We start from the raw sequence: 24579 nt of genomic DNA on the forward strand, positions 1-24579 counted from the left end.
CCGACGCAACATTCGTGGCCCCGCCGGCTCTGCTCTCCTATTTGAACTCGTCATAGAGCGAGAGAAGCGAGGCCTGCTCGGCAATCGTCGTCTTGATCGTTTCCGCCATTGCCGGCTTCTTGCTCTCCGCGTCCATCGCCTCCTGGAAATTCTGCAGGGCTTCCTTGGAAGCCTCCAGTGCCTGCTTCTGGATACGCTCGGCCATGTCGGCATCGAGATGGCCGACCTTGAGCGGCAGAAGGATCTTCAGGCCCTCGATGATCTCATTCTTGTCGACCGCCCCCTTGCCGGTCGGATCGAAGGTCGACCAGCGTTCTTCGGCGGCATCGATATCGAAGATCCTGTTGTCGGCATCGGCCAGCCGTTTTTGAGCGGCCATGTACTCGTCCTTGCTCATCAGCCCGTCGCCATCGATATCGGCATCGTCGAGCGTCTGCTGGGCGGTGCGATCGTAAAGTTCGGCCAGTAGCTGATCATCCGTTTTTGCCGGAACCGTATTCACCAGCTCCCCGGTTGTCTTTTCGTATTTCCCCTCGCCAAAAACACTGACGGAGACTCTGGGCATATAGCTGAACAGGTTGCGGGTTGAATTATCGGAGCCGACGATCACGGTGTTTCATCCTTTTGTTTGGCGTGTGGATGCGCGCAAACTGGAAAGCAGAACTTGCTTGAAACTGGCCGAAAGCGGGTATCTGCGCCTTGTGTTACAACTGTAACGAAATTCCCGGAGAGGGGCTATTCTCCTGCCCGCAGGACCGAGGGATAGGCAGCACTGCCCTCCCCGCCAAGCCGCTCCAGCATGATATCGATCAGCGCCCGCACCTTGGCCGGAACATGCGGCCCCGGCGGGCGCACGACGTAGATCGCGCCCTCATCCAGATAATAATCGACAAGCACCGGCACGAGCGTGCCCTTGCGGATCTCATCGGCGACGATGAAAGACGGCAGCTCCGCCACGCCGAGCCCCGCGAGCGTCCAGCTCAGATGCACCTCGGCATTATCGGTCAGAAGCCGCCCGTTCGGGCGGATCGACACCATGCGCTCGCCGACACGGAACTTCCATTCCGGAATATGGCGCCCGGAATAGATGATGCAGTCATGCGAAAGCAGGTCTTCGGGCCTCCCCGGGCGGCCATGGCGGGCGATATAATCGGGGCTGGCGACGATGAAGGGCCTGACCGGCGCGATGCGGCGCGCAATCAGCGAGGGGTCGCGCAGCTCGAAGAGCCGGATCGCCGCATCGTAATGCTCGCCGATGAGATCGACGGCGCGGTCGGAAAAGGACACGTCGAGCTCGAGGCGCGGATGGCGGCCGGCGAGCTCGGTCAGGATCGGGCCGAGATAGCGCTGGCCAAAAGCAAGCGGTGCGGCAAGCCTCAGACGCCCGGTGACATCGCCGCCGGCATAGGTGGCGACCGCATCCCGCGCTTCCTCGAGTTCGGCCAGGATGCGCCCGCAGCGCAGCTTGAATTCAAGCCCGGCCTCCGTTGCGCTGATGCCGCGCGTGCTGCGGTTGATCAGCTGCGCGCCGAGATCCGTTTCCATGCGCGCGATGCGCCGGCTGACGATCGACTTCGAGACGCCGAGCTGCTGGGCGGCGCGGTTGAAGCCGCCGCTTTCGACCACCGCCACGAAGCTTCTGATATCATCCAGGTCGATCATCTGCGTTCCACTGAGCGCAACACCCTGTTGACGGAAGCGGGCATTGTGCCGCCCTTGCCCCCGCTCTAACCTGCCACGACTCTATTCAGCCTGATGGCTACTATCATGACGGATGTGGTGTCGCCAATGGCGGCCGCGAGGTGGATGCGCGCTCAAAAACGGCGCGCGCCCACAACGGGAAACTATTGTCTCAAGCAAACTATTGCCCCCGCTGAAACATATGGGCCGAAATATATTGGCTGAACACATAGGAAGAGCGCATGGCCGACACGCCGATAGCGAGAAACATCGCTGCTCGATGGAATGACGCCAGACGCAGCGAGCGATCTGCCGAACAGGCGCCGATCGTCGTCATCAAGGGCGGTGCCGGAAGCGACCTGCCGGCAAAGCGCCCGCGCGGCGAGGCGCACCATACGGTCTCCATCCATCACCTCCCGGTTCCGGTCCTGCAGCTCGATGCCATGGGTCTCAGGGCGCTCTTCGCCGGATTGAAAGCCAGGGGTGATGCCGAGCACCTGTTGTCGAAGGGCCTATGGCAGGGTGGTATCGCGCAGGCCGGCCTTTTCATCGCCGATGCCAACGAGATGGCTGTTTCTCTTTTACAGGCCTCTTCGTCAGATGATCTCGTGGGGCCGGCGAGCTACCTGTTTGCGGCTTCGCCCGAGACCATCAAAAGGCTGATGCGCGCCTGGTTTGACGGAACCAAGCTCTTCTCGGAGCCAATGAAGATGCGCAGCTTCAAGGGCGCCGTCCTCGATGTCAAACTGTCGGTTACCTTCCCCTCGGCCGAAAGTCTCGACACATTGCTCGTCGTGCTGGAGGATATCACCGGGCGGAGACAGCCACACGAACACGAGGTCGACCCGCTGCATACGGCGCGTCTTTCCATGCTCGGCAGGCTTGCGACCTCGATCGCCCACGAGGTGAACCAGCCGCTTGCCGCGATCGTCACCGACTGCGAAACCACCATGCGGCACCTCTCGCGCGACGAGCCCAACCTTGCCAAACTCGGCGAGCTTGCCGCGCGCATGGCGGCGAGCGCCCATAGGGCGAGCGAAATCGTCAAGCGCGTCCGGGGCATGGCGAGCGGCCAGACGAACACGCGGATGCCGCTCGATCTGAACGACATCGTCAAGGACGCGCTGTCCTTCGTCGGCCATGAGACCGATATGCACGCGATCCGCCTTTCGGTTGCGTGCGGGCCCGGCCTGCCTGCCTTCCTCGGAGACCGCATCCAGATGCAGCAGGTCGTCGTCAACCTGCTCGTCAATGCCATCGAAGCCGTCGTCAGCAGTGGCAGGCGGCCGCGACGCATCGAGATTGCCACCAGCGAGGCGGACGGGAGGGTCCAATTCTCCATCCGCGACAGCGGTGACGGCATCTCAGCTGCCGATCTCGGCCGCATCTTCGATTGCTTCTATACGACGAAGCAGGACGGCGTCGGCGTCGGCCTCTCCATCTGCCAGTCAATCGTCCTTAACCACGGCGGCGATATCAGCGCCGCCAATGCCGGCGATGGCGGCGCCCTCTTCCGCGTCTCGCTGCCGGCGGGCTGACATTGCGTGATCGGCGTTGTGCATATCGGGACTGACGCCGCACAGAGCCTCCCGACAGCTTTCCTTTGCGGCAGCCGGCCGCTAATGCGTGTGAGCAAAAGCATAGGAAAGGCGCGCCCGATCATGACACGTTCCATCAAGTCCATCGCGGTATTCTGCGGATCGAACTTCGGCGCAACGGAAGATTTCGCCGATGGCGCCCGGGCGCTCGGCCGGGCCATGGCCCGTGAGGGTATCGGCCTCGTCTATGGCGGCACGACAAAGGGCCTGATGGGCGTCGTCGCCGATGCCGTGCTCGAAGCCGGCGGCACGGCGCATGGCGTCATCACCGAAAGCCTGCACCAGCGCGGACATTCCCACCCGCGCCTGACGACAGACGAAATCACGCCGACCCTGCGCCTGCGCAAACAGCGTATGGCCGAACTCGCCGATGCCTTCATCGCGCTGCCAGGCGGCATCGGCACCATGGAGGAACTGATGGAGGTCTGGACGATGAACCAGCTCTCCGAAATCGACAAACCGGTCGGCCTGCTGAACTCCGCCGGATTTTTCGACGCGTTTCTGCAATTCATCGACCATATGGTGGAAACGAAATTCCTGCCGCCGGCCCATCGATATTCGATTTCGGTCAATGCGGATGCGGATGGATTGATCGAGGAGCTACGCGCGTTTCAGCGGGTTGAAGTGCCGAAGTGGCTGTAAGGTGCGCTCCCAACCGGATGTTCGCCGGGCAAACGAAAGCCGGCGTGCTCTGTTAAAAGCACGCCGGCCAATGACGACCAGTATCAGGCAGCTTCGGCATTCACCGTCGTCTCGGCGATCTCGGACAGCAACTCGTCGGTTGCCTCCTCCTCGTCGAGGGTTTCGGCAAGCAGGGCCGCGACCTCATCGAGGCCGAGACGTTCGGCCCAGGCGAGCATCGTGCCATAGCGGCTGATCTCGTAGTGTTCGACGGCCTGGGCGCCGGCGAGCAGGCCGGCATCGAGTGCAGCCGTTCCCTCGAATTCCGACATCACTTCTTTGCCTTCCTCGATGATGCCGAGAATTGCCTTGCAGGGCTTCTGCTCGGCGGGCTTGTCGATGATGTCGAAGATCTGTTCCAGACGCTCCACATGGGTGGCGGTCTGGGTGGCATGGGTTTGGAAGGCCTCTCTCAGTTCGGTCGCCTGGGCCGCTTCCGCCAGTCTCGGCAGGGCTGTCAGGATCTGCTTTTCTGCGAAGTAGATATCCTTGAGCGTTTCATAGAGAAGATCGTTGAGATTCTTTGGCATGGTCTTGTCCCTTCAGGGGTTGGATCAGGTATTTCTGCCAAGCGTGTATTCTTCGACGACGACGGCAGGCTTGGTGCCGGCAACACCGCCGAACCAGGCTGCAACGACGCCGAGCACGAGCGCGAGGAAGCCGAGGAGTGCACCTCTGGAAACGGCCGTGGTCGTGGCCTGCGCTGCAACGAGCGCCTGCTGGCGGGCAGCTTCGACCGTAGCCTTGTAGTTGGCTTCATATTGATCGACCTTGGTGCGCGCCTGATCGACGGGGATGTTCTGGGCCTTGGCCAGAGCATCGGCAGCATGGGCCTTGGCATCATCGACGCCGGCCTGGTTGCCTGTTGCCACGGCCCGCATGGCGGAGACTGCGGCAGTCTGCAGGGCCTGCGGCTCGTTGCCACCGCTCGCATCGCGGATCTGGCGTTCGATATCGCCCATCGGATCGGTGGCCGAGGCAATTGCCGGTACGGCAGCGGTCACAGCAGTCGCCGCACTGTTGCCGACGCCGCTGACCACGCCCGAAAGGCCGCTGAATGCACCGCCGACAAGAGCACCGACGGAGGTTGTCAGAAGATAGAGAATGACGAGCGTCGTCACCGCCCAGGAGGTGATGCCGTGAAAACCGCCCGTGGATTGGCTGGGACGGCCTGAGAGGCGGCTCGCGACATAGGCGCCGATGAAGGCGGCGATAATGCCGGCAACGACGAACCAGAGGCCGCCGATGATGGAAAAGGTGCTGGCGGCCGGATTGTCCGATCTGACGGGATCAAGCACGGCAGCGCCGATGCCGACACCGAGCAGGTTCAGAAGAAACTGGGCGGCAAGCGCGAGAACCACGCCGGCAAATACCGCTCCCCACGAGATCTTGTTGAGGGCGCCGGTAAGCGAGGGATCGAAGACCCCGGTATCGGCGGTCACGGCATCGCCGCGCGGCCGGGAGATCGATGGCTGGGCCATCGTTGGCTGAGAGGTGGGCATAGGCATATTCCTTTGGTTCACGCCTGCATCGATGCAGCGTGCTGAACACAGATTCCGCTCGGGTGTTTGCGTGGTGGCCTGCCGGCATTCGCGCGCCATCCTGGGATGGGCGGTGGAGAGCACGGAAAGCCCCGAGATGTTTCAGAGAGAGGGTCTCTCACGACCTGCCGAGGATCTGATGCGTCGGTGGGTCAATGCCTAACAGAAGCGGAGCCGAATAGTTCCGCGCCGGGCGCGTCTTATTGATCGGATGGAGAAATGAAGGTTGCGCAATTTCCGCAACCGGCATGGCGTGGGCACAAAAAAAGCCCGCTTGCTGCGGGCCCTTCCCTGATCGTTTCCGATCTACTTGCTGCTTTTATGGCTCTGCTCGCCGGCCTTGACGTGCTGCTCGTGAGTGCCGCCGCGTGTGCTCGAGCTGCCCTTCGTGTCCGCAGCCTTCTTGGTGGACTTGACGTCGCTGCTCTTGCTCGACTGGCCGGATTTGCCGCTGTCGTTGGAGGCGCTTTGGTTCGGCATGATATTCTCCTTAAGGGTTGAAGCCGGGATCGGCCTCGCACCTCAACCCCCGGGACGCAGCTCTGTTCCATAATCAATTAAGGCAATCGGCGACCGGGATCGGCATTCGTGACGCATTTGGGCTTGAGCCGGAAAGCGAGTGACTCGAAAGCTGCTGTCCATTGCGTGGGCAGCAGACCGGGATGCTCCGCGGCCCCACTGCCAGCATGCTCTACTTTCCCCCAAGCTCCTGCCCGACCAGCGACAGCCAATAGCGCACCCCATGCGCAATCGCCTTGTCGTTGAAATCATAGGCCGGGTGATGCAGACCCGCGCTATCCCCGTTGCCGATCAGGATCATCGCGCCAGGCCGCCTCTCCAGCATGTAAGAGAAATCCTCCGCCCCCATCGACTGCTCGTAAGCCGGATCCACCTGGCTCTCGCCGGCCACCCTTGCAGCCGCCGCAACGATGGCTGACGTCCTCCCGGCATCGTTGACCGTGACAGGATAACCCGGCCGCCAGTCGATCTCGGCTTCCGTCTCGAACAGCTTCGCCGTGCCATGCACGATCTCCCGGAACCGCTGTTCGACGGCCTTCCTCGTGTCCGCCTGCATGGTGCGGATCGTGCCGCCGAGGCGCACGGAGGCGGGAATGACGTTCAGTGCCTTGTCGTTGCCGGCTTCCGAGAAGGTGATGGAGACGACGACGGGATCGAAGGGATCGGTGAAGCGCGAGGCGATCGATTGCAGCGCGGTGACCATATGGGCGCTGACGAGAACCGGATCGCGCGTCATGTTCGGCGCTGCCGCATGCCCGCCCTTGCCGTTGATGGTGATGACGAAACGGTCGGCACCCGCCATGAAGGGGCCGGCGCGCGTGGCAAAGGAACCGATCTCAAGGCCCGGCTCGTTATGCATGCCGTAGACCTCGTCGATGCCGAAATTTTCGAGCAGCCCCTCCTCGATCATCACCCGCGCTCCGCCGCCGCCCTCCTCCGCCGGCTGGAAGATCAGCACGACCTTGCCGGAGAAATCCCGGTTCTCCATCAGGCACTTGGCGGTGGCAAGCAGCATGGCGGTGTGCCCGTCATGGCCGCAGGCATGCATCCGGTTGGCATTTCTGGAGGCATAGGGAAGATTGGTCTGCTCCGACATCGGCAGCGCATCCATGTCGCAGCGCAGCGCGATCACCTTGCCGGAACCTTTCGCCCCCTCGATGACGGCGACGACACCGGTCTTGGCAAGCCCGGTCGTGACATTCTCGCAGCCGAACTCCGCGAGCTTGCCCGCCACGAACGCCGCCGTCTCCGGCAGATCGAAGAGCAGCTCCGGATTCTGATGAATATGCCGGCGCCAGCCCTTGGCCTCTTCGGCGACGGCTTCGATGATGCTCATGATGGTATCCTCGTAATGTGGCTGGCCGGGCCGCGGGGAGCGGCGGCCGAAAGTGGGGTTGTGCGAGATTAGCCGCTGCGGCGGCAATTTGCCAACCGGGGAATGGATCGGGAATAGGAGAGAGCCGGACTTATCGATCGTCGCCGGCCATGCGCGTCCCAAGGCAAAACCCCTTGACCTCAAGTGCACTTAAGGTTGTAGGGGACTTATCGCGGCAAGACAAGATACGTGATTCTCGCATTTGGGCCGCGGTCAGGATGACGGATGGCTTTCTTCAGATATTCAAAAATTCGGAACTCCAGGGGACGCACGGCGATCGCGGCTATGGCCTCGCAAACCTTTGCAGTTGCGTTCCTCTTGCTTACGTTTCGCGCGATCAGCGCCTATAGCGAAGCATCAACTGATGCCATCTCAGAATTTGTGACAGCGATCGTCGGTTTTGAAACGGGTTTTTTCTACGCTGTATTTGCCTGGCCGCTGACGGTTCGACAAGCCGTCCTCGTTACTGTCGCAGCAGTTGCGCTCGCAGCGTTCTACTGGGCGGTTTCTCCAGAGCCCCGAGACCAGTGGCTTGCCGAAATCATAGCTGGCGCAGGCGCCGGGCTATTGACCGCGGTAGCATTTCGATGGCGCTTCTTCACCCCTCCTGCTTTTCCAAGGGTGCGGTGATGCTCGTATCTAGATACCCGCCAATGCGTAACATCAAGGCAACTTCTCTCAATCATCGGAAGGCGTCGCAATGGTCAAACTGCTCGGTGATCGCGACCTCATCGGCCACGATGTGATGGCTAAGGCAATCGATGTCCTGGAGTTGGCCTTTCGAGCGAGGCTCGATAACAAGATCGTATCGCCACCAAGGCATCACGTCTCCTTCGGAGAGCATGGCGATCTGGTCTTCACGGTGGGAGGGATCCTTGGCGAAGCTCCACTGGCTGGATTCCGTGTGTACGATACGTTTCAGAATTCGAAGCAGTCTCAAATCGTCGCCGTCTGGTCGACGAACGAGGGGACACTGAAAGGCCTGGTTCTCGGGGAACGTCTCGGTGCCATCAAGACCGGCGCAATTGGCGGCGTTGCGATACGGCATCTGAGCTCACAGAATGCGAAGTCTGTCGCCGTAATCGGTAGTGGCGTCCAAGCACGAACTCAGCTTGCTGCGGCCGTAGCAGTCAGAACTATATCCTCTGTTCGTGTGTACAGCCGGGATGTGGTCAACAGAAAAGCTTTCGCCGAAGAGATGCAACRCAATCTCAGTGTAGAGGTCACGCCCGTCGAAACTGTTGCCAAGGCGACGATGGATGCCGACATCGTTATCTGCGCGACCTCGAGTAGGACCCCAATCCTACATGCTGCAGATCTAGCGCCAGGCGCTCACGTCAATACCGTTGGCCCCAAGCTTGTTGGAGGGCATGAAATTGGGCTCGACGTCGCCGATACTGCCAAGATCATAGCCACGGATGCGCCTGAACAAGTGCAAGCCTACGCGTCGCCTTTTTTTCTCGCTGGCACGCAACACGAAAATCGAATGGTCGATCTGGCTGAGTTGGTTTCTATGCCCGGAAAGACCCGGTCCTCGTCAGAGGACATAACTCTATTCTGCTCTGTTGGGCTCGCCGGAACCGAAGTATTGCTGGCATCTGCTCTGCTCGACGCATTTTGACCTCATAGATATTCCTGCGGCGTGCGCGCGGTGGCTGGATTCCCGTGACTTCCCTCGCGCTGGTGCGGGCACACAGGAATGAAGGAGGTATATGGGTGCCTCCCCGGCAGCATTCATCCCACCTCGCCGGGATATGCCGAAGCGAACGATGTAATTTTGACTAAGCTCTCGAGGCCACGCGCGCGTCCGGCGCGTGGCCTCGAGACAAGATTGAGCTCAATGCTATGCTCAAGGCAGAACTTCATGGCTGCCTTTCCGATACGCAGCAACCGTCATCCACACAGCCGACAGCAGGAAATAGAAGGCACCGAACCCGGCATAGGGCGCAATGTCGAGGATGCTCGGCGGCGTGGAGCCGAAGGACTGGCTGATCATGAAACCGCCGGCGAGCGTGGATTGCGCACCGCTGAGGATCATCGCCCATTGCGCGCCGTAGATGCGCCAGCGCCGCACGCCGGCCGAAAGCTGCAACAGGCCGGAAAGGATGGCCCAGACGCCGAAGACCGCGAGGACGGCATAGGTGCTGTTCAGGACGGCTATGATGACGGCAAGCGTGGTGATCGTGCTGACGGCGACGTTGAACGTCTGCGCGGGATTGGCCTTCAGGCCGCCGTTAGAGCGGGCGTCCACAAGGTTCGCCGCCGCATCCCAGGCCGGGTAGGTGACGAGCAGCAGGGAGGCGAGCGCCGATTGGCTTCCCGACAGAGTGGCCGAGAGAATGGCGGCGATGATCCAGCCGATCGAGAACAGCGCACGGACGAAATAATAGGATCGCAACCAGCTCGATTGCGGAGAAGATTGGTTTTGCATGACAGGCTCCTTGTTTTGACTTCCTACTAGTAGGTAGAGACACTTGGAGAGTCAACCGTCAAACGCCGCTGGCCTCTGCCGGCTGGAACACATGCGCGTGAGCGAGCCCGCTGTGCCAAACTTGACAGCCTCCCTACCCGCAGATAGGCAAGCTGCATGGAACAGACGACCTCGGAAAAGATCCTTGACGTAGCGCAGTCCCTCGTCGTGGCGGGAGGCTATAACGGCTTCAGCTATGCCGATATTTCCGATGCGGTCGGCATCCGCAAGGCGAGCATCCACCACCATTTCCCCACCAAGGCCGAGCTGGTGCAGGTCCTGGTCGACCGCTATACGCAACGCGCCGAATCCGGCCTGAAGTCGCTGCGCGAGCACGTCCCCGGCCCTGTCGAGCAGCTGCAGGCCTATCTGGACTACTGGCAGAAATGCATCCTCGACGCGTCCGAGCCCTTCTGCGTCTGCGCCATGCTCGCGGCCGAAATACAGATGCTGCCGGAGCCGGTGGCCGCCCATGTGCGCCGGCATTTCGAGAACCTGGCAGCCTGGCTGACATCGGTGCTGAAGGCTGGTGTGGAGAAGAAGCTCTTCCGGCTCGCCAGATCGCCCGAGGAAGAAGCGCAGATCCTGATGGCGTCAGTTCATGGCGCAATGCTATCGGCCCGAGCGCTTGGCGAGCCCAGCCTCTTTGCCGCGATTGTCGGCCCGCAGATCGCCAGACTTAAGGCGTAGTAACACTCAGGTATAGAAGCGGCAGCCGCGTCATCCCGATGGACCACATGCGTCTGATGGCATCTGCGCGATGGCGATCATCATCTCAGCGAGAGTGACTTCTTCCGGGCTACGGGCTTGCGCGGCGTCAGCGGCAGGCCGGCATCGCAATTCCGCTCAACAAGGGTGTCAGTGACGGACTCGTCTGCATAGGTCTCCTGCATCCGGATGTAGACCGCCGACAGGCTCGGATCGAGGGAAAGTGCTTGCCGAACCAGGAATTCAGCCTTTCCAGCGTCGCCGCAGGCCATGCTTGCAGCAATCTGGTAGAGCGACTTGCGCCTTGTCTGGAAGGGCAGCGTCAGGGCGACGCGCATCATCTCTTCGAAACGGCTCAACGCGTATAGGGCCGCCACCCGCTCTTCGGTGATCCAGACCGGCAGGAAGGGATCAAGCGTCTCGGCACGATCAAGCATTTCGAGGGCGCGCTCAGCCTCCCCGACATAGACATAGAACGCCGCGCTGCGGCCGAGAATATAGGCGTCGTTCGGAGCAAGTTCGTGGGCACGAATGTGATGGTAACGCGACGAAACGAAGTCGCCCGATTTCATCTTGATCGCGCCCATGATGCGATGCGCTTCCGGGTCGGATGGGTCGAGGGCGAGTGCGTGCGCGACCTGCTGTTCGGCCCTATTGAGGTCAAAGCTTGGCAGGTTGCTCCACGAGCAGACATGCATTGCGAAGGGACGGCCGAAACCGGGGTCAGCCGCCATTGATCGCTCGAACCAGGCCATGGCTTCGTGGACGTGGATATCCGACACGCCAACCAGGCGGTGATGGTCCAGACCACGCAGATAATACTCATAGGCCGTCATATTCTCCGGGCGCTTCAGCCGTGCTGCCGCAAGTTCCGACTGCTCGATCCGTCCGGACACGGTTGCTGCAACACGAGCGATGATCTCGTCCAGCACATCGAGCAACTCGCGAAACGGACGCCTGATACGATCCGACCAGATGACGAGCCCCTCTCCCGTCTCGGTAAGCGCGATGTTGACCCGCAGGTCGTCGCCCACTTGCCGGATCGAGCCGCTGATGACGTAGCCGACGCCGAGAAGGCGGCCGATTTCGACGGGATCTTTCGTCGTCAGCGCGGTTGCCGCCGAGCGCGAACTGACAAACAGGCCCCTCAGGCGGCTGAGTTCGAGCGTTAGATCGTCGGTAATGCCCTCCGCCAGGAAACATTGATCTGCGACAGCGCCAGGTGCCACGTCGAACCGCGCCACTGCAATCGAGTTGGTCCGTGGGGATTGGGCAGCATTGGGGGCGGATCGCGTCGGAGCGAACTGAAAGACGTGACGGTCCACCAGTTCAGTGACCCGGTAGATCCGGATCGGCTCTAAAATTCCCTTCAGCTGCCTTTCGCCGATATCTTCGAATCCGCAAGGCGAGACCCGCCGGACCTGGTCGTAAAGCAGCCCTGAAACCTCGATTGCGCCGGGTGGCGCAGACGCCTCGATGCGCGCGGCGATGTTCACCCCATCGCCGCGCAGGTCCGAGCCTACGACGACGACCTCGGCGAGATGGAGGCCGAACCGCATGTCGCCGCCGCTCGCCCCAGGAAGGGCAGCGATCTCGGCGCGCGCCTCGATGGCGGACCTGAGCGCATTGACGGGGCTCCCGAACTCGGCAAGCAGCGCGTCACCCGCCGTGCCGAAGACACGGCCGTCATGGCGCTGGACGACCATGCGAACAGTCTCGAGGATAGTGTCGATCCGGGCAATCGCGCCTTCCTCATCCGATTCCATTGCGGTGGTGGAGCCGACGAAATCCCCGACCATGATCGTAGCCAGCTTGCGCTGCATTCTCGATCCCTCCCGCAACAGAAGCACGCGATGACGCAATGTAGCACATTCGCGGGCGCGGATGTTTTGCGATTGGCAACGCGGTGGCAAGCCGGTGGGCCATTGGCCGCTTCTGGCGCATGATCGCCGTGCCTATTAAGGCTTCTGGACCTCAAGAGGACGCCGGCCGGACGATCCGCGCTTTGACGGTCGACTACAACGTGCGCGTTCGCCCGAACGACCGCAGAAGAAGATTAAGAGAGACCGCGACTTTATCGATGTCGCGAATGTCCTGCGAATATTGACCAGTGTAGAGTTTCACAATCATGCTGTCGCGAGCAGAGTCACCGAGTTCGAAGTACAGGTGCAGGTAGTAAGATTGCTTGTCACCGCTGCGACTTATGGTCCTGCGTCGTTGGGTGACCTGTCTGAGTTCTGATTTGAACGGAGCAAAGCCGGGCAGTTTAAGCACGACGGATTTGGATTGAAATCGGGCCATGGTAGGGACTGCAACGACCGCCTTGTCCAGTGCCAAACTTACGATTTGGCCAGGGACATCGTCTACGATCGCGGGTTCATCGAGCTTGAACGCATGAAACAGGCGCCGGGGTTTCTCAAAGCAGATGAGTGATGCGATGAGCAAGACGACGATATTGATACCTGCCCACCAGGCCGCGACCGGTGAAAACTGGCCATGCACGTGCGACGTTTCCGGTACGATGTTGACCAGCAGACCAAAGACAGTGACCGTAATCATGCTTGCGATCCAGGCGAAGCTGTAGCGGTCGAACTGGTTTGCCTCGTTGCCACTGCCCTTTGGCGTCACCCTGAACGGCTTGCCAAATGGTCGCACCAGGCTGGAGACCACGGTAGGCAACATGCGAAATGTCGCAAAGGTCCCGACGGCACTGGAAATCACAGGCAGATAGCGCGTCGGGGTGATCCACAGCATAAGCAGAAAATAGGCCGCCAGCAGCGGCACCTGATGAGCCACATAATCGGCTATATCAGTGAAATAAAGCGGGATCAGGCCGAGCCAGAGATAGACGATGGGAACGAGCAATATCATGAAGCGGACCAGATATTGCACGAGCCATGATGCTGGCAGGAACATGATCCGTTGAAAGAGCGTCAATCCCGGGCCGCGCAGCGGGCCGTTATAAAGGTAAAGGGTTTGAATTCCTCCCTGACACCACCGTTCTCGCTGCACAAAATAACCGGTCAGGTTTTCGGCAGCCAATCCCATCGACAGCCGCTCGTTCAGGTAGCGGGTCTTGTAACCTTTGTTGAGCATCGAAAGAGTTGTCAGCAGGTCTTCCGTGATCGACTCCGTCGGAAACCCTCCTATTGCGTCGATGGCCTTGCGGCGGGCAATCGAGCATGACCCGCAACAGAAACTGACGTCCCAGGCGTCTCGGCTGGGCGCGATCTCGTCGAAGAACAAGCGCTGCTCGTCCGGCCAGATATTCTCCAAACCCAGGTTCGATTGCACCGGATCGACATTGAAGAAATGTTGAGGTGTCTGGACGATGCCGATGCTTTCATCGCTGAAGAAGGGCAGAGTCCGGCGAAGAAAATGTCGATAGGGAACAAAATCGGCGTCGAAGACTGCAATAAACTCGCCCGAGCTGACCTTCAGCCCATTGTTCATATTGCCTGCTTTGGCATGGCTGTTGTCGCCGCGAGTGACGTGGATGGCGTTCTTCTCCTCGCAATAGGCCTTCAGCCAGTCTCGGCGTTGATCGTCAAGCACATACACATTCAATTTGTCGGAAGGATAATCCAGCGACAGAGCGCCGACGATGGTTCGCTCGAGCACGTCGAGCGGCTCATTATAGGTGGGAATGAAAACATCGACAGTCGGAAGTTCACGTTGCTCTCGCGCAAAGAAAACGCGAGCCAGCCTGTCCGCTTCTGCGCTCCGGTCGACGTAGCGGCTCATCAATACCAGAAAAAGGATGACCTCGACGCACGCGAGAATCTCCACGACGAAGAGGATCCAAACCCAGTAGAAATTCGCACCGTCGTTGGGATAGGGAAGCACTGTCTCCGTCAAGCGCCAGAACATGTATCGCAATGCGACTGCTGCGACAAACGCGCAGGTCACCGCCCGTGTCCAGGTGTGATGGCGCGACCAATTGAACGGCCCCAGGAAAAAGAAGGCTAAAACGAGAAAGGTCGGAGCCAGCGCTACAAGATACTGAACCACAGGCTTTTGACCCAGTTGGACACGTCGATGCCGTGCTTGGAAAACCGTACCTGCACTGTGCGCCCCACTTGGCAGGAATTCGCAAAATCGTCGTTCATGACGGATGGATCAAGGCGAACCAAAATACGGGCATTGCGCTGTGTCGACGGCGGCAAACTGGCGGCAAAGGAATCGGTCTCGAACGAAGCCGAGTTGCCTCTGACAGAAATGACCGTGCCCTTGAAGACATCGCTGCGGCCGAATAAGCGCACCTGCGCGACAAGACCAGGATAGATCTCGTCATAATTGACCTCGGGAACAAGGATATCCACAAACAGCTCTCGACAGTCGAGGAGGCGCATCAGCTCGTCGTTCAGCACGACGTTCGAACCGTTGACGATACTCCTGCTCCAAACAACGCCGTCGAACGGCGCTATCGCGGTTGCGGATTCAAGGCTGCCGACACGGTTTCCCTCTTCGACCAACTGCTTTTGAACTTCAGTGGCTTTTGTCTCATTTTCCGCTATGCGTGAGTTCAAGTCGTTGATGCGAACGACAACTTCGTCCTCGCGCTGTCGCGAATAAGGCACGTCATTCTGTCCGTCGCCGAAGACAAAGATTCCCTGGCGGACCGCATTGAGCCTTTGTTGCAATTGATCGACGGTTAGATTGCTGATTTCGACTTCGCCGCCGGTTGCAGCTCCCGCGGCGCGCGCGGCCTCAACCAGCTTCTGCGTAAGTATGCCTTTTGACTCGAGCTCCATCCGACGGTTCAGGTCGACTTGCGCGACCAGATCCTGCGCTTGCGACACCTCGACTTTCTTCCGCAGGATTTCGACTTCGCGTTCGAGATTGGCAATGGTAGTCTGCTTGTAGACTTCCAATCTGGCAGATAATTCTCCGCGAAGCGCGGAAAGCTCCTCCCGTTCCTTTTTTAGTGCTGCGACGCGGTCGAGCGCCGTATTGCGATCTGCCTCGAGCGAAGCGAGGATTGCGCGATTGACGCGCGTATTTTTGATTTCTGCGAGGGATTGTCCCGCTCTGACCGGGCTGCCGACCTTGAGGGGTTCTTCCGCAATCGTGCCGTCGATAGGAGCATTAACAAAAGCGAACCGCGCATTGACGGTGCCATCAAGGCTCGTAAAGCCGGTAATCGCTGGCAATGAGACGACAGCGATGATTGCCAGCAGCAGCAGACCAACGGTGATGCGTGTGATGCGATTGTTCCAGATCATGGTGTCATCCGAAGGTATCGCTTCGCCATCCATTGACCTGTCGATCCGGCGCAATGAATGCAACTAAATCTTGCATAATTTAACGCAGCAAAACCTAATAGACAAGTGATGGTCGTATACGCTCGGCAGAAACAGGTCAGCCATGGACGAGGCGCCGCATTGAAAGCCTGTAGCGCCCATTAAGTGTTCCGGAATTCGGCGCCGAATCCAGGTTTTCTGTCAACCTGCAACGGCACACGTTTACGCCGGCTCTTTGTGGCGCTTGCGCGCCACTGCAGATGCGCACTTGTGCCTCGGTTGCCGGCCCTCTCCGGCCAGGCAGGCGCAGCTTGAGAGAGATCAAGGAAAAATCCTGCTATTGTGCCAAATTCCCGGGCGCATAACCGGTGTCGGGCAACGATTTCAAAGCATCGATCCTGCGCACCCGAAAGGAAAATGGGAGGCATTCGACCATGAGCGTTCTGGACGAGACGAAGGCTCACCCCCGAATTCGCATTTTCGGGGAATTGCCGGCATGGATGCCCAGCATCGGCCTGAGGTCGACGATCATGGCGTCGGCATCCCTCATCGGTCTGTTGGTGGCTCTCTGTCTGTTCCTGCTGGGCTATGGTTCTGCAAGCCGGTTCGTGCTGGCGGCAAGCACCTGCACTGCTCTCGCATTCCTGTTGATCGACATCTTTGCCAAACTCAGAAACGGCGATCTCGGTCTCGACCTGATCGCCGCGCTCGCAATGGCCGCGACCCTCTGGTTCGGCGAATATCTTGCCGGAGCGATCGTCGCCCTCATGTATGCCGGCGGCCAGTTTCTGGAAGCCTATGCGCATCGGCGTGCCGACGAAGGCATGACGGCCTTGCTGGCGCAGGTGCCGCGAACGGCACTTCGCCTGCGCCAGAATGGTATCGAAGAAGTCCCCATTCCGGAACTTGCAGTGGGTGATGTCCTGATGATCCGCAGAGGCGACGTCATCCCCGCAGATGGCACGCTGATGACAGGCCATGCATCGATCGATCAATCCGTCCTGACCGGCGAGGCCTTTCCGGTCGCCGTCTCCAGTGGCGAGCGGATTTCGAGCGGCGCCACCAATGCCGGGGACGCGGTCGAGATCAGGGTGGAAAGCCGCGCCGAGGACAGCACCTATTCCGGCATCGTCAAACTGGTCGAGGCATCGAAGCGTTCCAAGGCGCAGATAGCGCGGCTGGCCGATCGATATGCGATCGCCTTTCTTCTGCTGACGCTGGCAATCGCGCTCGGCGCCGCCATCCTGTCCGGTGACATGGCGCGCATCGTCGCGGTTCTCGTCGTTGCGACCCCCTGCCCGCTGATCCTGGCCGTTCCCGTCGCCCTTGCGGCCGGAACCTCGAAGGCAGCAAAGGCGGGCGTGCTGGTGAAGGGCGCAGGGCCGCTGGAGATCCTGGCCGACGCCTCCGTCGCGGTCTTCGACAAGACCGGCACGCTGACGGCGGGCGATCCCGAGGTCGTATCCATCGATGGGCCGGAAGGCCCAGACAGGATCTTGCGGCTTGCCGCCTCGCTGGACCAGGCATCCTCGCATGTCGTCGGCCGCGCGATCGTCAGGGAGGCGCAGAGACGCCAGCTGACGCTGTCACGCCCGACTGATGTATCGGAGCTTCCGGGCGCCGGCATCTCCGGGCTTGTCGATGGTATCAGGGTGAGCGTTGGCGGCGATACCTATTTCACGCCCGATGGCAAGCCGCCGCGTGCCCCCGAGAAAAAAGGCACAATGCAGGCAAGCGTCTTCATCAATGGCCGGCTTGCAGGCGAAATCGGCTTCGAGGATCGCCTGCGCGGCGATGCCGTCGAACTTGTGGCCAAACTCCGCAAGTTGGGTTTTGGCAGGATCGTGCTTGCGAGCGGCGATGAGCGCAGCGTCGCTGCCGCCATTGCCGGCTCCCTGTCGCTGGATGCCGTCGAGGCGCGATTGTCCCCCGTCGAGAAGGTCGAGGTCATCGCCAGGGAACGCGCGGCGAGTAAACGCCTGGGCGGAAAGGTTCTCATGGTCGGCGATGGCGTCAACGATGCTCCAGCACTCGCAGCCGCCGATGTCGGCATCGCCGTCGGCGCCACCAATCTTGCGGCCGCAGCCGAAGCCGCTGACATCGTCCTGATCCGCAACGATCTGGGTAGGATCGCCTCGGCCATCGAAATAGCCAGACGCTCCCGCGCCATCGCGGTCCAGAGCATTTTCGCGGGCATCGGCCTCTCGCTCGTCGCCATGATCTTCGCCGGCGCCGGCTTCCTGCCGCCGGTCACGGGGGCCATGCTGCAGGAGGTAATCGATGTGGCCGTGATCCTGAACGCACTGCGGGCGCTGCGCTAGTTAATCAACGAGTCCTAGGCCTTGCCCAGATGCTTCGGCCAGAATGCTCTATGTACCTCGGCGGCTTCTTCTTCGATGTTCGGGCCGTCGACGGTGACAATGCGCGCGCCGGTCTGCAGCACCGCCCGGCTCGGCACGTTCAACCCGATCCCGGCAATCTCACCAAGCCGCGCTTCGGAGCACGCAAACACCATACGCCCGATGCCCGACCAATAAATCGCCCCGGAGCACATCGCGCACGGCTCCGTGCTGGTGTAGAGCGTGCAGTCAGCAAGATATGCAGTGTCGTAATGCTGTGCCGCCAGTTTGATCAGGTTCATCTCGGCGTGGTTCGTCATATCATGACCGGTGAAGACGCTGTTTTCGGCGCGCAGGATGACTTTGCCGTCCTTCACCAGCACGGAGCCGAACGGTTCGTCTCCCTGTTCCACCGCGGATTTCGAGAGCGCAATCGCCTCACGTAAAAACGGCTCGTGGTTTTCCATCAGCGCCTCCCCTCTAAAGCTAGAGCGGGATGATCTTCTCTTGGATCGGAGAGATTTCCAAGGGCTACAAATGGGGTACAAGGCGCCGATCCGTATCGCCGCGCCGTCATCGTCCGGCTCCAGTCAATGAGTCCGGAGCCTGGGTTACCGAGGACAGACGACGTCGCCGTCAACCGGATCTCGGATGGCTTCCCCCTTTTCGCCATTGTCGACGGTCTGCGACCCGTGACAAAACCGCAAGATCGGTCGAGCGCGTCATGTCTGCCTGCGCTTAGTTGGTGCGGCCACGGAGGACGGAACGATGAAGGCGGCGCTTCAAGCCTACCATGCCCGGATGCAGCGGGTGCTGGATCACATAGACCGGCATCTGGACGACGATCTGGACCTGGACGCGCTGAGCAGCGTCGCAGCCTTCTCGAAGTTTCACTTTCACCGGCAGTTCTCGGCAACCTTCGGCTTGTCGGTGCATCGCTATGTCCAACTCGCCCGTTTGAAGCGCGCCTCACACAAGCTGGCCGCAAAGGACGATCAGAGCGTCACCGACATAGCGATGGACGCCGGTTACTGTGCGCCTGATGCCTTCGCCCGCGCCTTTCGGCAACGGCTCGGGCAATCGCCTTCGTCGTTCCGGAAGTCTCCCGACTGGGCTCCGTGGCTTGCCGCCTTCAGGCCCCTCGAAAACGCAAGGAGCAAGCTCATGCAGATAACCTATGAAGAAGACGATGTGACGATCCGCGATGTGCCGCCCACGCCGGTGGCGATCCTGGAGCACCGGGGCGACCGGGCGACCCTCGGCGCCAGCATTGAGCGGTTCATCGCCTGGCGCAAAGCCGCCGGCCTGTCACCAGAGACAAGCCCTACCTTCAACATCTTCCGATCGCCGAGAACCCCCGCGATTCCCGCCGAATATAGCATGGACCTGTGTGTCGGGACCGACCGGCCGATCGATGCCGATGATGAGGTGATGAAGGCCGGCGTGATCCCGGGCGGACGCTGCGCGGTCATCCGCGTCGTCCACGATACCCACAATCTGGAGCCCGCCGCACTCTACCTTTATCGTGACTGGCTTCCGGCCAGCGGCGAGGAGGCGCGCGAYTTCCCGATCTATTGCCAGCGGCATTTTTCCTTCCCTCCGAATGTGCCGGTCCATGAGGTCGTCGTGGAATTGTTTCTGCCGTTGAAGTAGCGCCCTGCGACAGCGGCCTGTCCCTTCCGATCGTAGGGAAATGGGCAGGCCGCGATCCAGCCGACCGTGGAGGATGCGCTCAGCCGAGTTCCTGGGCTAATCCGATGAGAATCCCTTCAGGCCCACGGATGTAGCAGAGCCGATACGCGTCCCTATACTGGACGACTTCGCCGACGAGCTGCGCACCGCGCGTTCGCAGCCTTTCAAGCGTCTCGTCGATGTCATCGACGGCGAACATGACACGGAGGTAGCCGAGCGCGTTGACCGGGGCATTCCGGTGATCTGCGACGACATCAGGCTTGAGGAATCGGGAGAGCTCGAGCCGGCTGTGGCCATCAGGTGTGCGCATCATGGCAATCTCGACATGCTGATCGCCCAGTCCGGTGATGCGCCCGGCCCATTCTCCTTCGACCATGGCCCGCCCTTCGAGCTCAAGGCCGAGTTCGCCAAAGAAATCAATCGCCGCTCCGAGGTCTTCGACGACGATTCCTACATTGTCCATCCGCTTGAGCGCCATGTTTTCCAATCTCCAAACTGTCGTTTCAATCGACAAGGTGTCGCCTCGTCGAACATAGGACGTTTGAGGTGCATCAACACCGACAGCCGTCCAGGCGAGTTCGCTGCTGTCGACATCAGAAGCTTGAATATTGGACTGCCTGAAACCGCTACTCCGTTTCCAAAAGGTCTCTTGGAGCGATTCCGGACACAAAACCGCTGCGCACTTCTACTGGAATTGCTCTCTTGTTTCACGCAACGCCGCCAAAAACCTCCATCGCGCTTCACGGGTCATCAGTCACAACTTGGGGCATCCGCCTCAGGTTCCGCTCATCACAGATAAGTTTTGACGTCAGTCGATGCGCAACGGCGCCCGGCAGCGGACTGCGAACGCGATCAACGCCCGCCCCGGCAAGCGGCGCGGCGAAGGCCCGGCAGCCAATCGATGCCGGGCAGGACAGCGGTCAGTGGCACAGCGCAAGAGCGCGCACGCGCCCTTCGATGTCATGGGCGCGATGATGTTCGACCGAGAGAATGTCGATCAGGTCGGCGAGTTTGAAATGGTGCTCGCAGCCGCCAACGTCGATGTGAATCTGGTTGCCGCTAATGTGTAAGCCGACGGCAACGAAGTTTCTCTCTTCGCCTTCATCCAATACCGATACAATAAACAGAGGTCCCTCCCTCTTTCGCTTATCCCTTTTTATAAAGTAAATCGGTGAATGCTTTATTATTATCAGTTAATAATAATTTGTACTCAATGCATTGCTATAATTCAATATACGGCAGGCGGAAATGCGCCTGTCTTCGAACTCTACCGACAGCAGAGACCCTGATGGCATCAGGAGCGCCAGAGCATTTTCCTTTCGCCGATTGCGGCAACTGGACCGCGCGAGCGTTGGATCGCTGTTCAAATGGACATCCATGCCCTACTTAAGGGCCGTCACCATTGTCAGGGAACGCGCCAATGACGATACCCACGGCACTTGTAGACTGGCTTTCTCCCGATCGAACCGCATTGCTGGTCTACGATATGCAGGTCGGCATTGCCCGGCAGGTGGCGGGATCGGAAGAGACGGCTCGCCGCATCGTTGAGATTGTCGCGGCGGCCAGACGCTCCGGGATGAGAATTGCCTTCTGCCGCCATCTTTCCCTGCCCAAGCCTTGGATGGGGCTGTTTGCAACGCGCATGGCAATGGCATGGCAACGCACCGATGACCCAGAGGCCGTAAAACCCTGGTTCCTGAGGGACAGCGAAGCGGTTCAGATCATTCCGGAACGCCGTCCGCAGGAGCAGGATTTCGTGTTCGACAAGCTCGGAATGTCGGCTTTCGAGGGGACGCCGCTCGAAATCGCCATGCGGGATGCCGGCCTTTCGGCATTGGCGATCTGCGGAATTGCGATGGAGATCGGCATAGAGCCGACCTGCCGCCACGCCGCCGACCTCGGCATCGTCCCGATCCTGATCGAAGACGCATGCGGATATGGAGACGCGGAAGCCGCCAGACGATCCGTCGACTCCCTTCGCTTCATGGGCGACACCATTCTCTCGAATACGCAGGAATTCCTGTCAGCCGTCGCGCGTCCGCAATAGCGGCCCGGGCACGGAACTCCGGCGGGCTATCTGCGCCACGGCTACGATTTGGACACCCCGCCAGGCGGATGTCACTTTTTCTTCCCGGACAATTCCTCCTTGCCCGAACCCGTGCTGCCTTTCGCCAGGGAGCGTGGATTATCCAGAAAGCGCGCGAGCACATTCCGTTTTCTCTTGCGCGGGATGAGATCGATGTCGCTCACGAGCTTCGCGCCACCCTCGCGCCGCTCCAGGGTGATCTTGCGGCTATGGAAGACCTCGAGCTCGGCGCGATGCGCGACACTGACGATGGTGACCTTGGGCAATTCYTSGATCACCATCTCCATCATCCTGTCCTGGCTCTTCTCGTCGAGCGCCGAGGTCGCCTCATCGAGCACGATGATGTCGGGGTTGTGGAGCAGCAGACGCGCGAAGGCCAGCCGCTGCTTCTCGCCGCCTGACAGGATCTGGTCCCACGGCGCCTCTTCTTCGAGCTTCTCGTTCAGATAGTCGAGCCCGACCTTCTGAAGGGCCGTTTTGATCTCATCCAGCGGCCAGCCGTCGGCGGCCTTGGGATAGGCGACGGCGCGGCGCAGCGTGCCCGAGGGGATATAGGGCCGCTGCGGCAGCATGAACAATTGCCTGTCGGCGTGGAAATYGACGCTGCCGCGACCCCAGGGCCAGAGACCTGAAATGGCGCGTACCAGCGTGCTCTTGCCCGAACCGGATTCGCCCGCAACCAGCACCCGCTCGCCCGGCTCGATCTCGACCTGCGTTTCCGTGACCACGGCGGTGCCGTCGTCCAGCGATACGGCGAGATCGTTGAGGCTCAGCATCGCCTCGCCTTCCGTTTCGCCATGCTGGATGCGCCCGAGCGCGTCGCTCTGTTCGGCCCGCTCCAGCCCGTCGAGCGACATCATCAGCGAGGCGACACGACGCGCGCAGGCGTTCCAGTCGGCAAGCCGCGGATAGTTGTCGACGAGCCATCCGAAGGCGGTCTGGACGATGGCGAAAGCTGACGCAGCCTGCATCACCTCACCCAGCGTCATGCTGCCTTCGAGAAATTTCGGCGCGCAGAGCAGCACCGGAACGACAGGCGCAATCAGCATGGACCCATGCGACACGAAGGTCGTGCGCATGTACTGGTGGGCAAGCTGCGCCCATTGGCGGAGCACATTGGTAAACGTCTTGTCGAGGTCGTTGCGCTCCTCCTCCTCGCCGCCGAGAAGCGCGATGCTCTCGCCGTTTTCGCGCACATGCGTCAGCGTATAACGAAACTCGGCTTCCACCTGGTTCTTGACCTCGGAGACCTTGACGAAATGCCGGCCGATGACGGCGATCGTCGTGGAGGTGATCGCAGCGTAGAGCACCGCCGTGACGACGAGAAAGCCGGGAATGGTGATCGACATCCCGCCGATCGGAAGGGTCAGGGCACCGCCGATCGTCCACAGAACCACGATGAAGGTCGAGGCCGAGAGAAAGGCCGAGATGACGCCGGCGGTGAAATCGACGGGCGATTCCGTCGCGATCCGCAGATCCTCGGAAATACGGGCCTCTGGGTTCTTGTGATCGCCGCCGATGAGGTTCAGCTGATAGTAACGACCGTTGGCAAGCCAGCGCGCAATCAGTGCAGTCGCCAGCCAGCGGCGCCAGTGTCGCTGGATCATCATGCGGACATAGACTTGCGACGTCACGAGAACGACACTGCCGGCCACGAGCGGCAGGAAGACGGCGCTGAGATAATAGACGGTGCCGGCATCGTGCCGTTCTATGGCGTCGAATATGCCGCGGTTCCACCTGTTGATCCCATACTGGAACCCGACATTCATGCCGATCATGACCAGCAGCCCGATGGAACACGGCCAAGCAAAGCCATCGCCGCTGCGGCCCCAATAGCCGCGCGCGCTGATCCAGAAACGCTTCAGCAGATATTTCTTGCGCGCCTGCTCGGCCTCCTCCGGTGTCAGGTCCGGATCGGGTTCGATAACATCTGGCGGCGGCGCGACCTCGACAGTCGATGCCTTCCCCTGGGGTGTCTCCTCGGCACCATCAGGCTTGGCGCCGTCGACCGATGTCGGCTTCAGTTTTGCGTCGGTCATGCCAGCGAAAACGGATTACCGATCGAAAGGTTTCACGGGCGGGGCCAAGCTTCGTGCTTGCCGGAAACCGGAAGGTGGATCGAAGGCTTCGACCGGACCGATATGTCGGGGAGAAACCCGAACCAGGACACAATCGGCACGCGAAAATCCGCTATTCGGCGCTTCCATTATGTGGCACTCGCCATCTGTTGGCTCCCGCTGTCAAACCCGTAGGCTCGCTGCACGAGAGCGACGCGAATTTCGTATTTCGAGTACCAGTCTTTGCGGCCTCTTCGTTGTGCTTCAACATGATCGACGACGGCCTTCCATGCGCGGATACTGTCTTCGTCTTTCCAGAACGATACCAGTATTCCGAAGCCATCTGCGCCGCGAGCGCTTTCGAAGCCGAGATACCCCGGTTGTTGACTAGCAAGTTTGGTCATTGCGTAACCAATCTCGCCATAACCATCGTCCAGGTTTGTTCGCTGTGAGGTGAAGCTGACCATATAGTATGGTGGTTCTGGTAGGACGGCTATCTGCATGTGATTTCCTCTGTTTTCGAGGCAGAAGCTACTTGCGCAATCCATTCTCCATCCATTTCGGCAGGACCGCTAAGTCCGCTTTCGGGC

Annotated in this window: 23 protein-coding genes; 9 read left to right on the plus strand and 14 right to left on the minus strand. The window is 60.4% G+C overall.

Annotation, left to right across the window (positions count from 1 at the left end):
• Positions 1 to 37: 37 nt before the first annotated feature.
• Together AC1DTN_RS29630 and AC1DTN_RS29635 are read right to left on the minus strand one after the other, a co-directional pair.
• Positions 38 to 610, minus strand: a complete 573-nt coding sequence (locus AC1DTN_RS29630; protein ID WP_439015343.1) for an EF-hand domain-containing protein — start codon at positions 608 to 610, stop codon at positions 38 to 40.
• A gap of 125 nt (positions 611 to 735) precedes the next feature.
• Positions 736 to 1662, minus strand: a complete 927-nt coding sequence (locus tag AC1DTN_RS29635) for a LysR family transcriptional regulator (RefSeq protein WP_113323855.1) — start codon at positions 1660 to 1662, stop codon at positions 736 to 738.
• 260 nt (positions 1663 to 1922) lie between these two features.
• On the opposite strand from AC1DTN_RS29635, the gene AC1DTN_RS29640 reads away from it, so the two are divergent.
• A complete protein-coding gene (locus AC1DTN_RS29640; protein ID WP_442205638.1) occupies positions 1923 to 3218 on the plus strand; it encodes a sensor histidine kinase in 1296 nt (431 codons plus the stop codon).
• 123 nt (positions 3219 to 3341) lie between these two features.
• Positions 3342 to 3920, plus strand: coding sequence for an LOG family protein (locus AC1DTN_RS29645; protein WP_310388379.1), 579 nt, complete (start codon positions 3342 to 3344; stop codon positions 3918 to 3920).
• 83 nt (positions 3921 to 4003) lie between these two features.
• On the opposite strand, the gene AC1DTN_RS29650 is transcribed toward AC1DTN_RS29645, so the two are convergent.
• From AC1DTN_RS29650 to AC1DTN_RS29665, 4 genes are all read right to left on the minus strand, one after another.
• Entirely contained in the window at positions 4004 to 4489 is a 486-nt protein-coding gene (locus AC1DTN_RS29650; protein ID WP_113184288.1) for a YciE/YciF ferroxidase family protein, read from the minus strand.
• A gap of 24 nt (positions 4490 to 4513) precedes the next feature.
• Positions 4514 to 5440: a PhnA-like protein gene (locus AC1DTN_RS29655; RefSeq protein ID WP_442205904.1), complete on the minus strand. Its 927-nt coding sequence runs from the start codon at positions 5438 to 5440 to the stop codon at positions 4514 to 4516.
• 366 nt (positions 5441 to 5806) lie between these two features.
• Positions 5807 to 5980, minus strand: coding sequence for a hypothetical protein (locus AC1DTN_RS29660; RefSeq protein ID WP_442205637.1), 174 nt, complete (start codon positions 5978 to 5980; stop codon positions 5807 to 5809).
• 211 nt (positions 5981 to 6191) lie between these two features.
• Positions 6192 to 7355 carry a M20 aminoacylase family protein gene (locus AC1DTN_RS29665; RefSeq protein WP_477923792.1) on the minus strand — a complete coding sequence of 388 codons (1164 nt, stop codon included), beginning with the start codon at positions 7353 to 7355 and terminating at the stop codon, positions 6192 to 6194.
• A 264-nt stretch (positions 7356 to 7619) separates the two neighbouring features.
• Here AC1DTN_RS29665 and AC1DTN_RS29670 point away from each other — a divergent pair, with 264 nt between their 5' ends.
• Entirely contained in the window at positions 7620 to 8024 is a 405-nt protein-coding gene (locus AC1DTN_RS29670) for a hypothetical protein (protein WP_477923794.1), read from the plus strand.
• A gap of 70 nt (positions 8025 to 8094) precedes the next feature.
• Positions 8095 to 9015 (plus strand): ornithine cyclodeaminase family protein, encoded by a 921-nt coding sequence (locus AC1DTN_RS29675; protein ID WP_477923795.1) that lies wholly within the window; start codon positions 8095 to 8097, stop codon positions 9013 to 9015.
• 228 nt (positions 9016 to 9243) lie between these two features.
• On the opposite strand, the gene AC1DTN_RS29680 is transcribed toward AC1DTN_RS29675, so the two are convergent.
• Positions 9244 to 9825 (minus strand): DUF308 domain-containing protein, encoded by a 582-nt coding sequence (locus AC1DTN_RS29680; protein WP_477923797.1) that lies wholly within the window; start codon positions 9823 to 9825, stop codon positions 9244 to 9246.
• A gap of 156 nt (positions 9826 to 9981) precedes the next feature.
• Between AC1DTN_RS29680 and AC1DTN_RS29685 the strand changes: the two genes are divergently transcribed.
• Positions 9982 to 10554: a TetR/AcrR family transcriptional regulator gene (locus AC1DTN_RS29685; RefSeq protein WP_310388390.1), complete on the plus strand. Its 573-nt coding sequence runs from the start codon at positions 9982 to 9984 to the stop codon at positions 10552 to 10554.
• 80 nt (positions 10555 to 10634) lie between these two features.
• Here the strand turns inward: AC1DTN_RS29685 and AC1DTN_RS29690 are convergent, their stop codons facing one another.
• From AC1DTN_RS29690 to AC1DTN_RS29700, 3 genes are all read right to left on the minus strand, one after another.
• On the minus strand, positions 10635 to 12395 hold the full coding sequence (locus AC1DTN_RS29690) for an adenylate/guanylate cyclase domain-containing protein (protein WP_477923799.1): 1761 nt from the start codon (positions 12393 to 12395) through the stop codon (positions 10635 to 10637).
• Between the two features lie 193 nt (positions 12396 to 12588).
• A complete protein-coding gene (locus AC1DTN_RS29695; protein WP_477923800.1) occupies positions 12589 to 14583 on the minus strand; it encodes a glycosyltransferase family 2 protein in 1995 nt (664 codons plus the stop codon).
• On the minus strand, positions 14565 to 15797 hold the full coding sequence (locus AC1DTN_RS29700) for an HlyD family secretion protein (RefSeq protein WP_439015354.1): 1233 nt from the start codon (positions 15795 to 15797) through the stop codon (positions 14565 to 14567). The genes AC1DTN_RS29695 and AC1DTN_RS29700 overlap by 19 nt, the downstream gene beginning before the upstream one ends.
• Positions 15798 to 16315: 518 nt before the next feature.
• On the opposite strand from AC1DTN_RS29700, the gene AC1DTN_RS29705 reads away from it, so the two are divergent.
• A complete protein-coding gene (locus AC1DTN_RS29705) occupies positions 16316 to 18136 on the plus strand; it encodes a heavy metal translocating P-type ATPase (RefSeq protein WP_477923836.1) in 1821 nt (606 codons plus the stop codon).
• A gap of 14 nt (positions 18137 to 18150) precedes the next feature.
• On the opposite strand, the gene AC1DTN_RS29710 is transcribed toward AC1DTN_RS29705, so the two are convergent.
• A complete protein-coding gene (locus AC1DTN_RS29710; RefSeq protein ID WP_477923801.1) occupies positions 18151 to 18621 on the minus strand; it encodes a nucleoside deaminase in 471 nt (156 codons plus the stop codon).
• Between the two features lie 301 nt (positions 18622 to 18922).
• Here AC1DTN_RS29710 and AC1DTN_RS29715 point away from each other — a divergent pair, with 301 nt between their 5' ends.
• A complete protein-coding gene (locus AC1DTN_RS29715) occupies positions 18923 to 19807 on the plus strand; it encodes an AraC family transcriptional regulator (RefSeq protein ID WP_439015355.1) in 885 nt (294 codons plus the stop codon).
• Between the two features lie 79 nt (positions 19808 to 19886).
• Here AC1DTN_RS29715 and AC1DTN_RS29720 read toward each other — a convergent pair whose 3' ends face one another.
• The gene (locus AC1DTN_RS29720) at positions 19887 to 20324 is read right to left on the minus strand and encodes a VOC family protein (protein WP_477923803.1); all 438 of its coding nucleotides are present in this window, start codon (positions 20322 to 20324) and stop codon (positions 19887 to 19889) included.
• A gap of 337 nt (positions 20325 to 20661) precedes the next feature.
• Here AC1DTN_RS29720 and AC1DTN_RS29725 point away from each other — a divergent pair, with 337 nt between their 5' ends.
• Positions 20662 to 20916 carry a hypothetical protein gene (locus AC1DTN_RS29725; protein WP_113324835.1) on the plus strand — a complete coding sequence of 85 codons (255 nt, stop codon included), beginning with the start codon at positions 20662 to 20664 and terminating at the stop codon, positions 20914 to 20916.
• A 350-nt stretch (positions 20917 to 21266) separates the two neighbouring features.
• The gene (locus AC1DTN_RS29730) at positions 21267 to 21893 is read left to right on the plus strand and encodes a cysteine hydrolase family protein (protein ID WP_477923804.1); all 627 of its coding nucleotides are present in this window, start codon (positions 21267 to 21269) and stop codon (positions 21891 to 21893) included.
• A 71-nt stretch (positions 21894 to 21964) separates the two neighbouring features.
• Here AC1DTN_RS29730 and AC1DTN_RS29735 read toward each other — a convergent pair whose 3' ends face one another.
• Complete coding sequence (locus AC1DTN_RS29735; RefSeq protein ID WP_477923806.1) at positions 21965 to 23971, minus strand: ABC transporter ATP-binding protein/permease; 2007 nt, start codon at positions 23969 to 23971, stop codon at positions 21965 to 21967.
• Positions 23972 to 24138: 167 nt separating this feature from the next.
• On the minus strand, positions 24139 to 24492 hold the full coding sequence (locus tag AC1DTN_RS29740) for an antibiotic biosynthesis monooxygenase family protein (RefSeq protein WP_113322103.1): 354 nt from the start codon (positions 24490 to 24492) through the stop codon (positions 24139 to 24141).
• Positions 24493 to 24579: the final 87 nt, after the last annotated feature.

The organism is Rhizobium sp. 01T444, assembly GCF_056398305.1.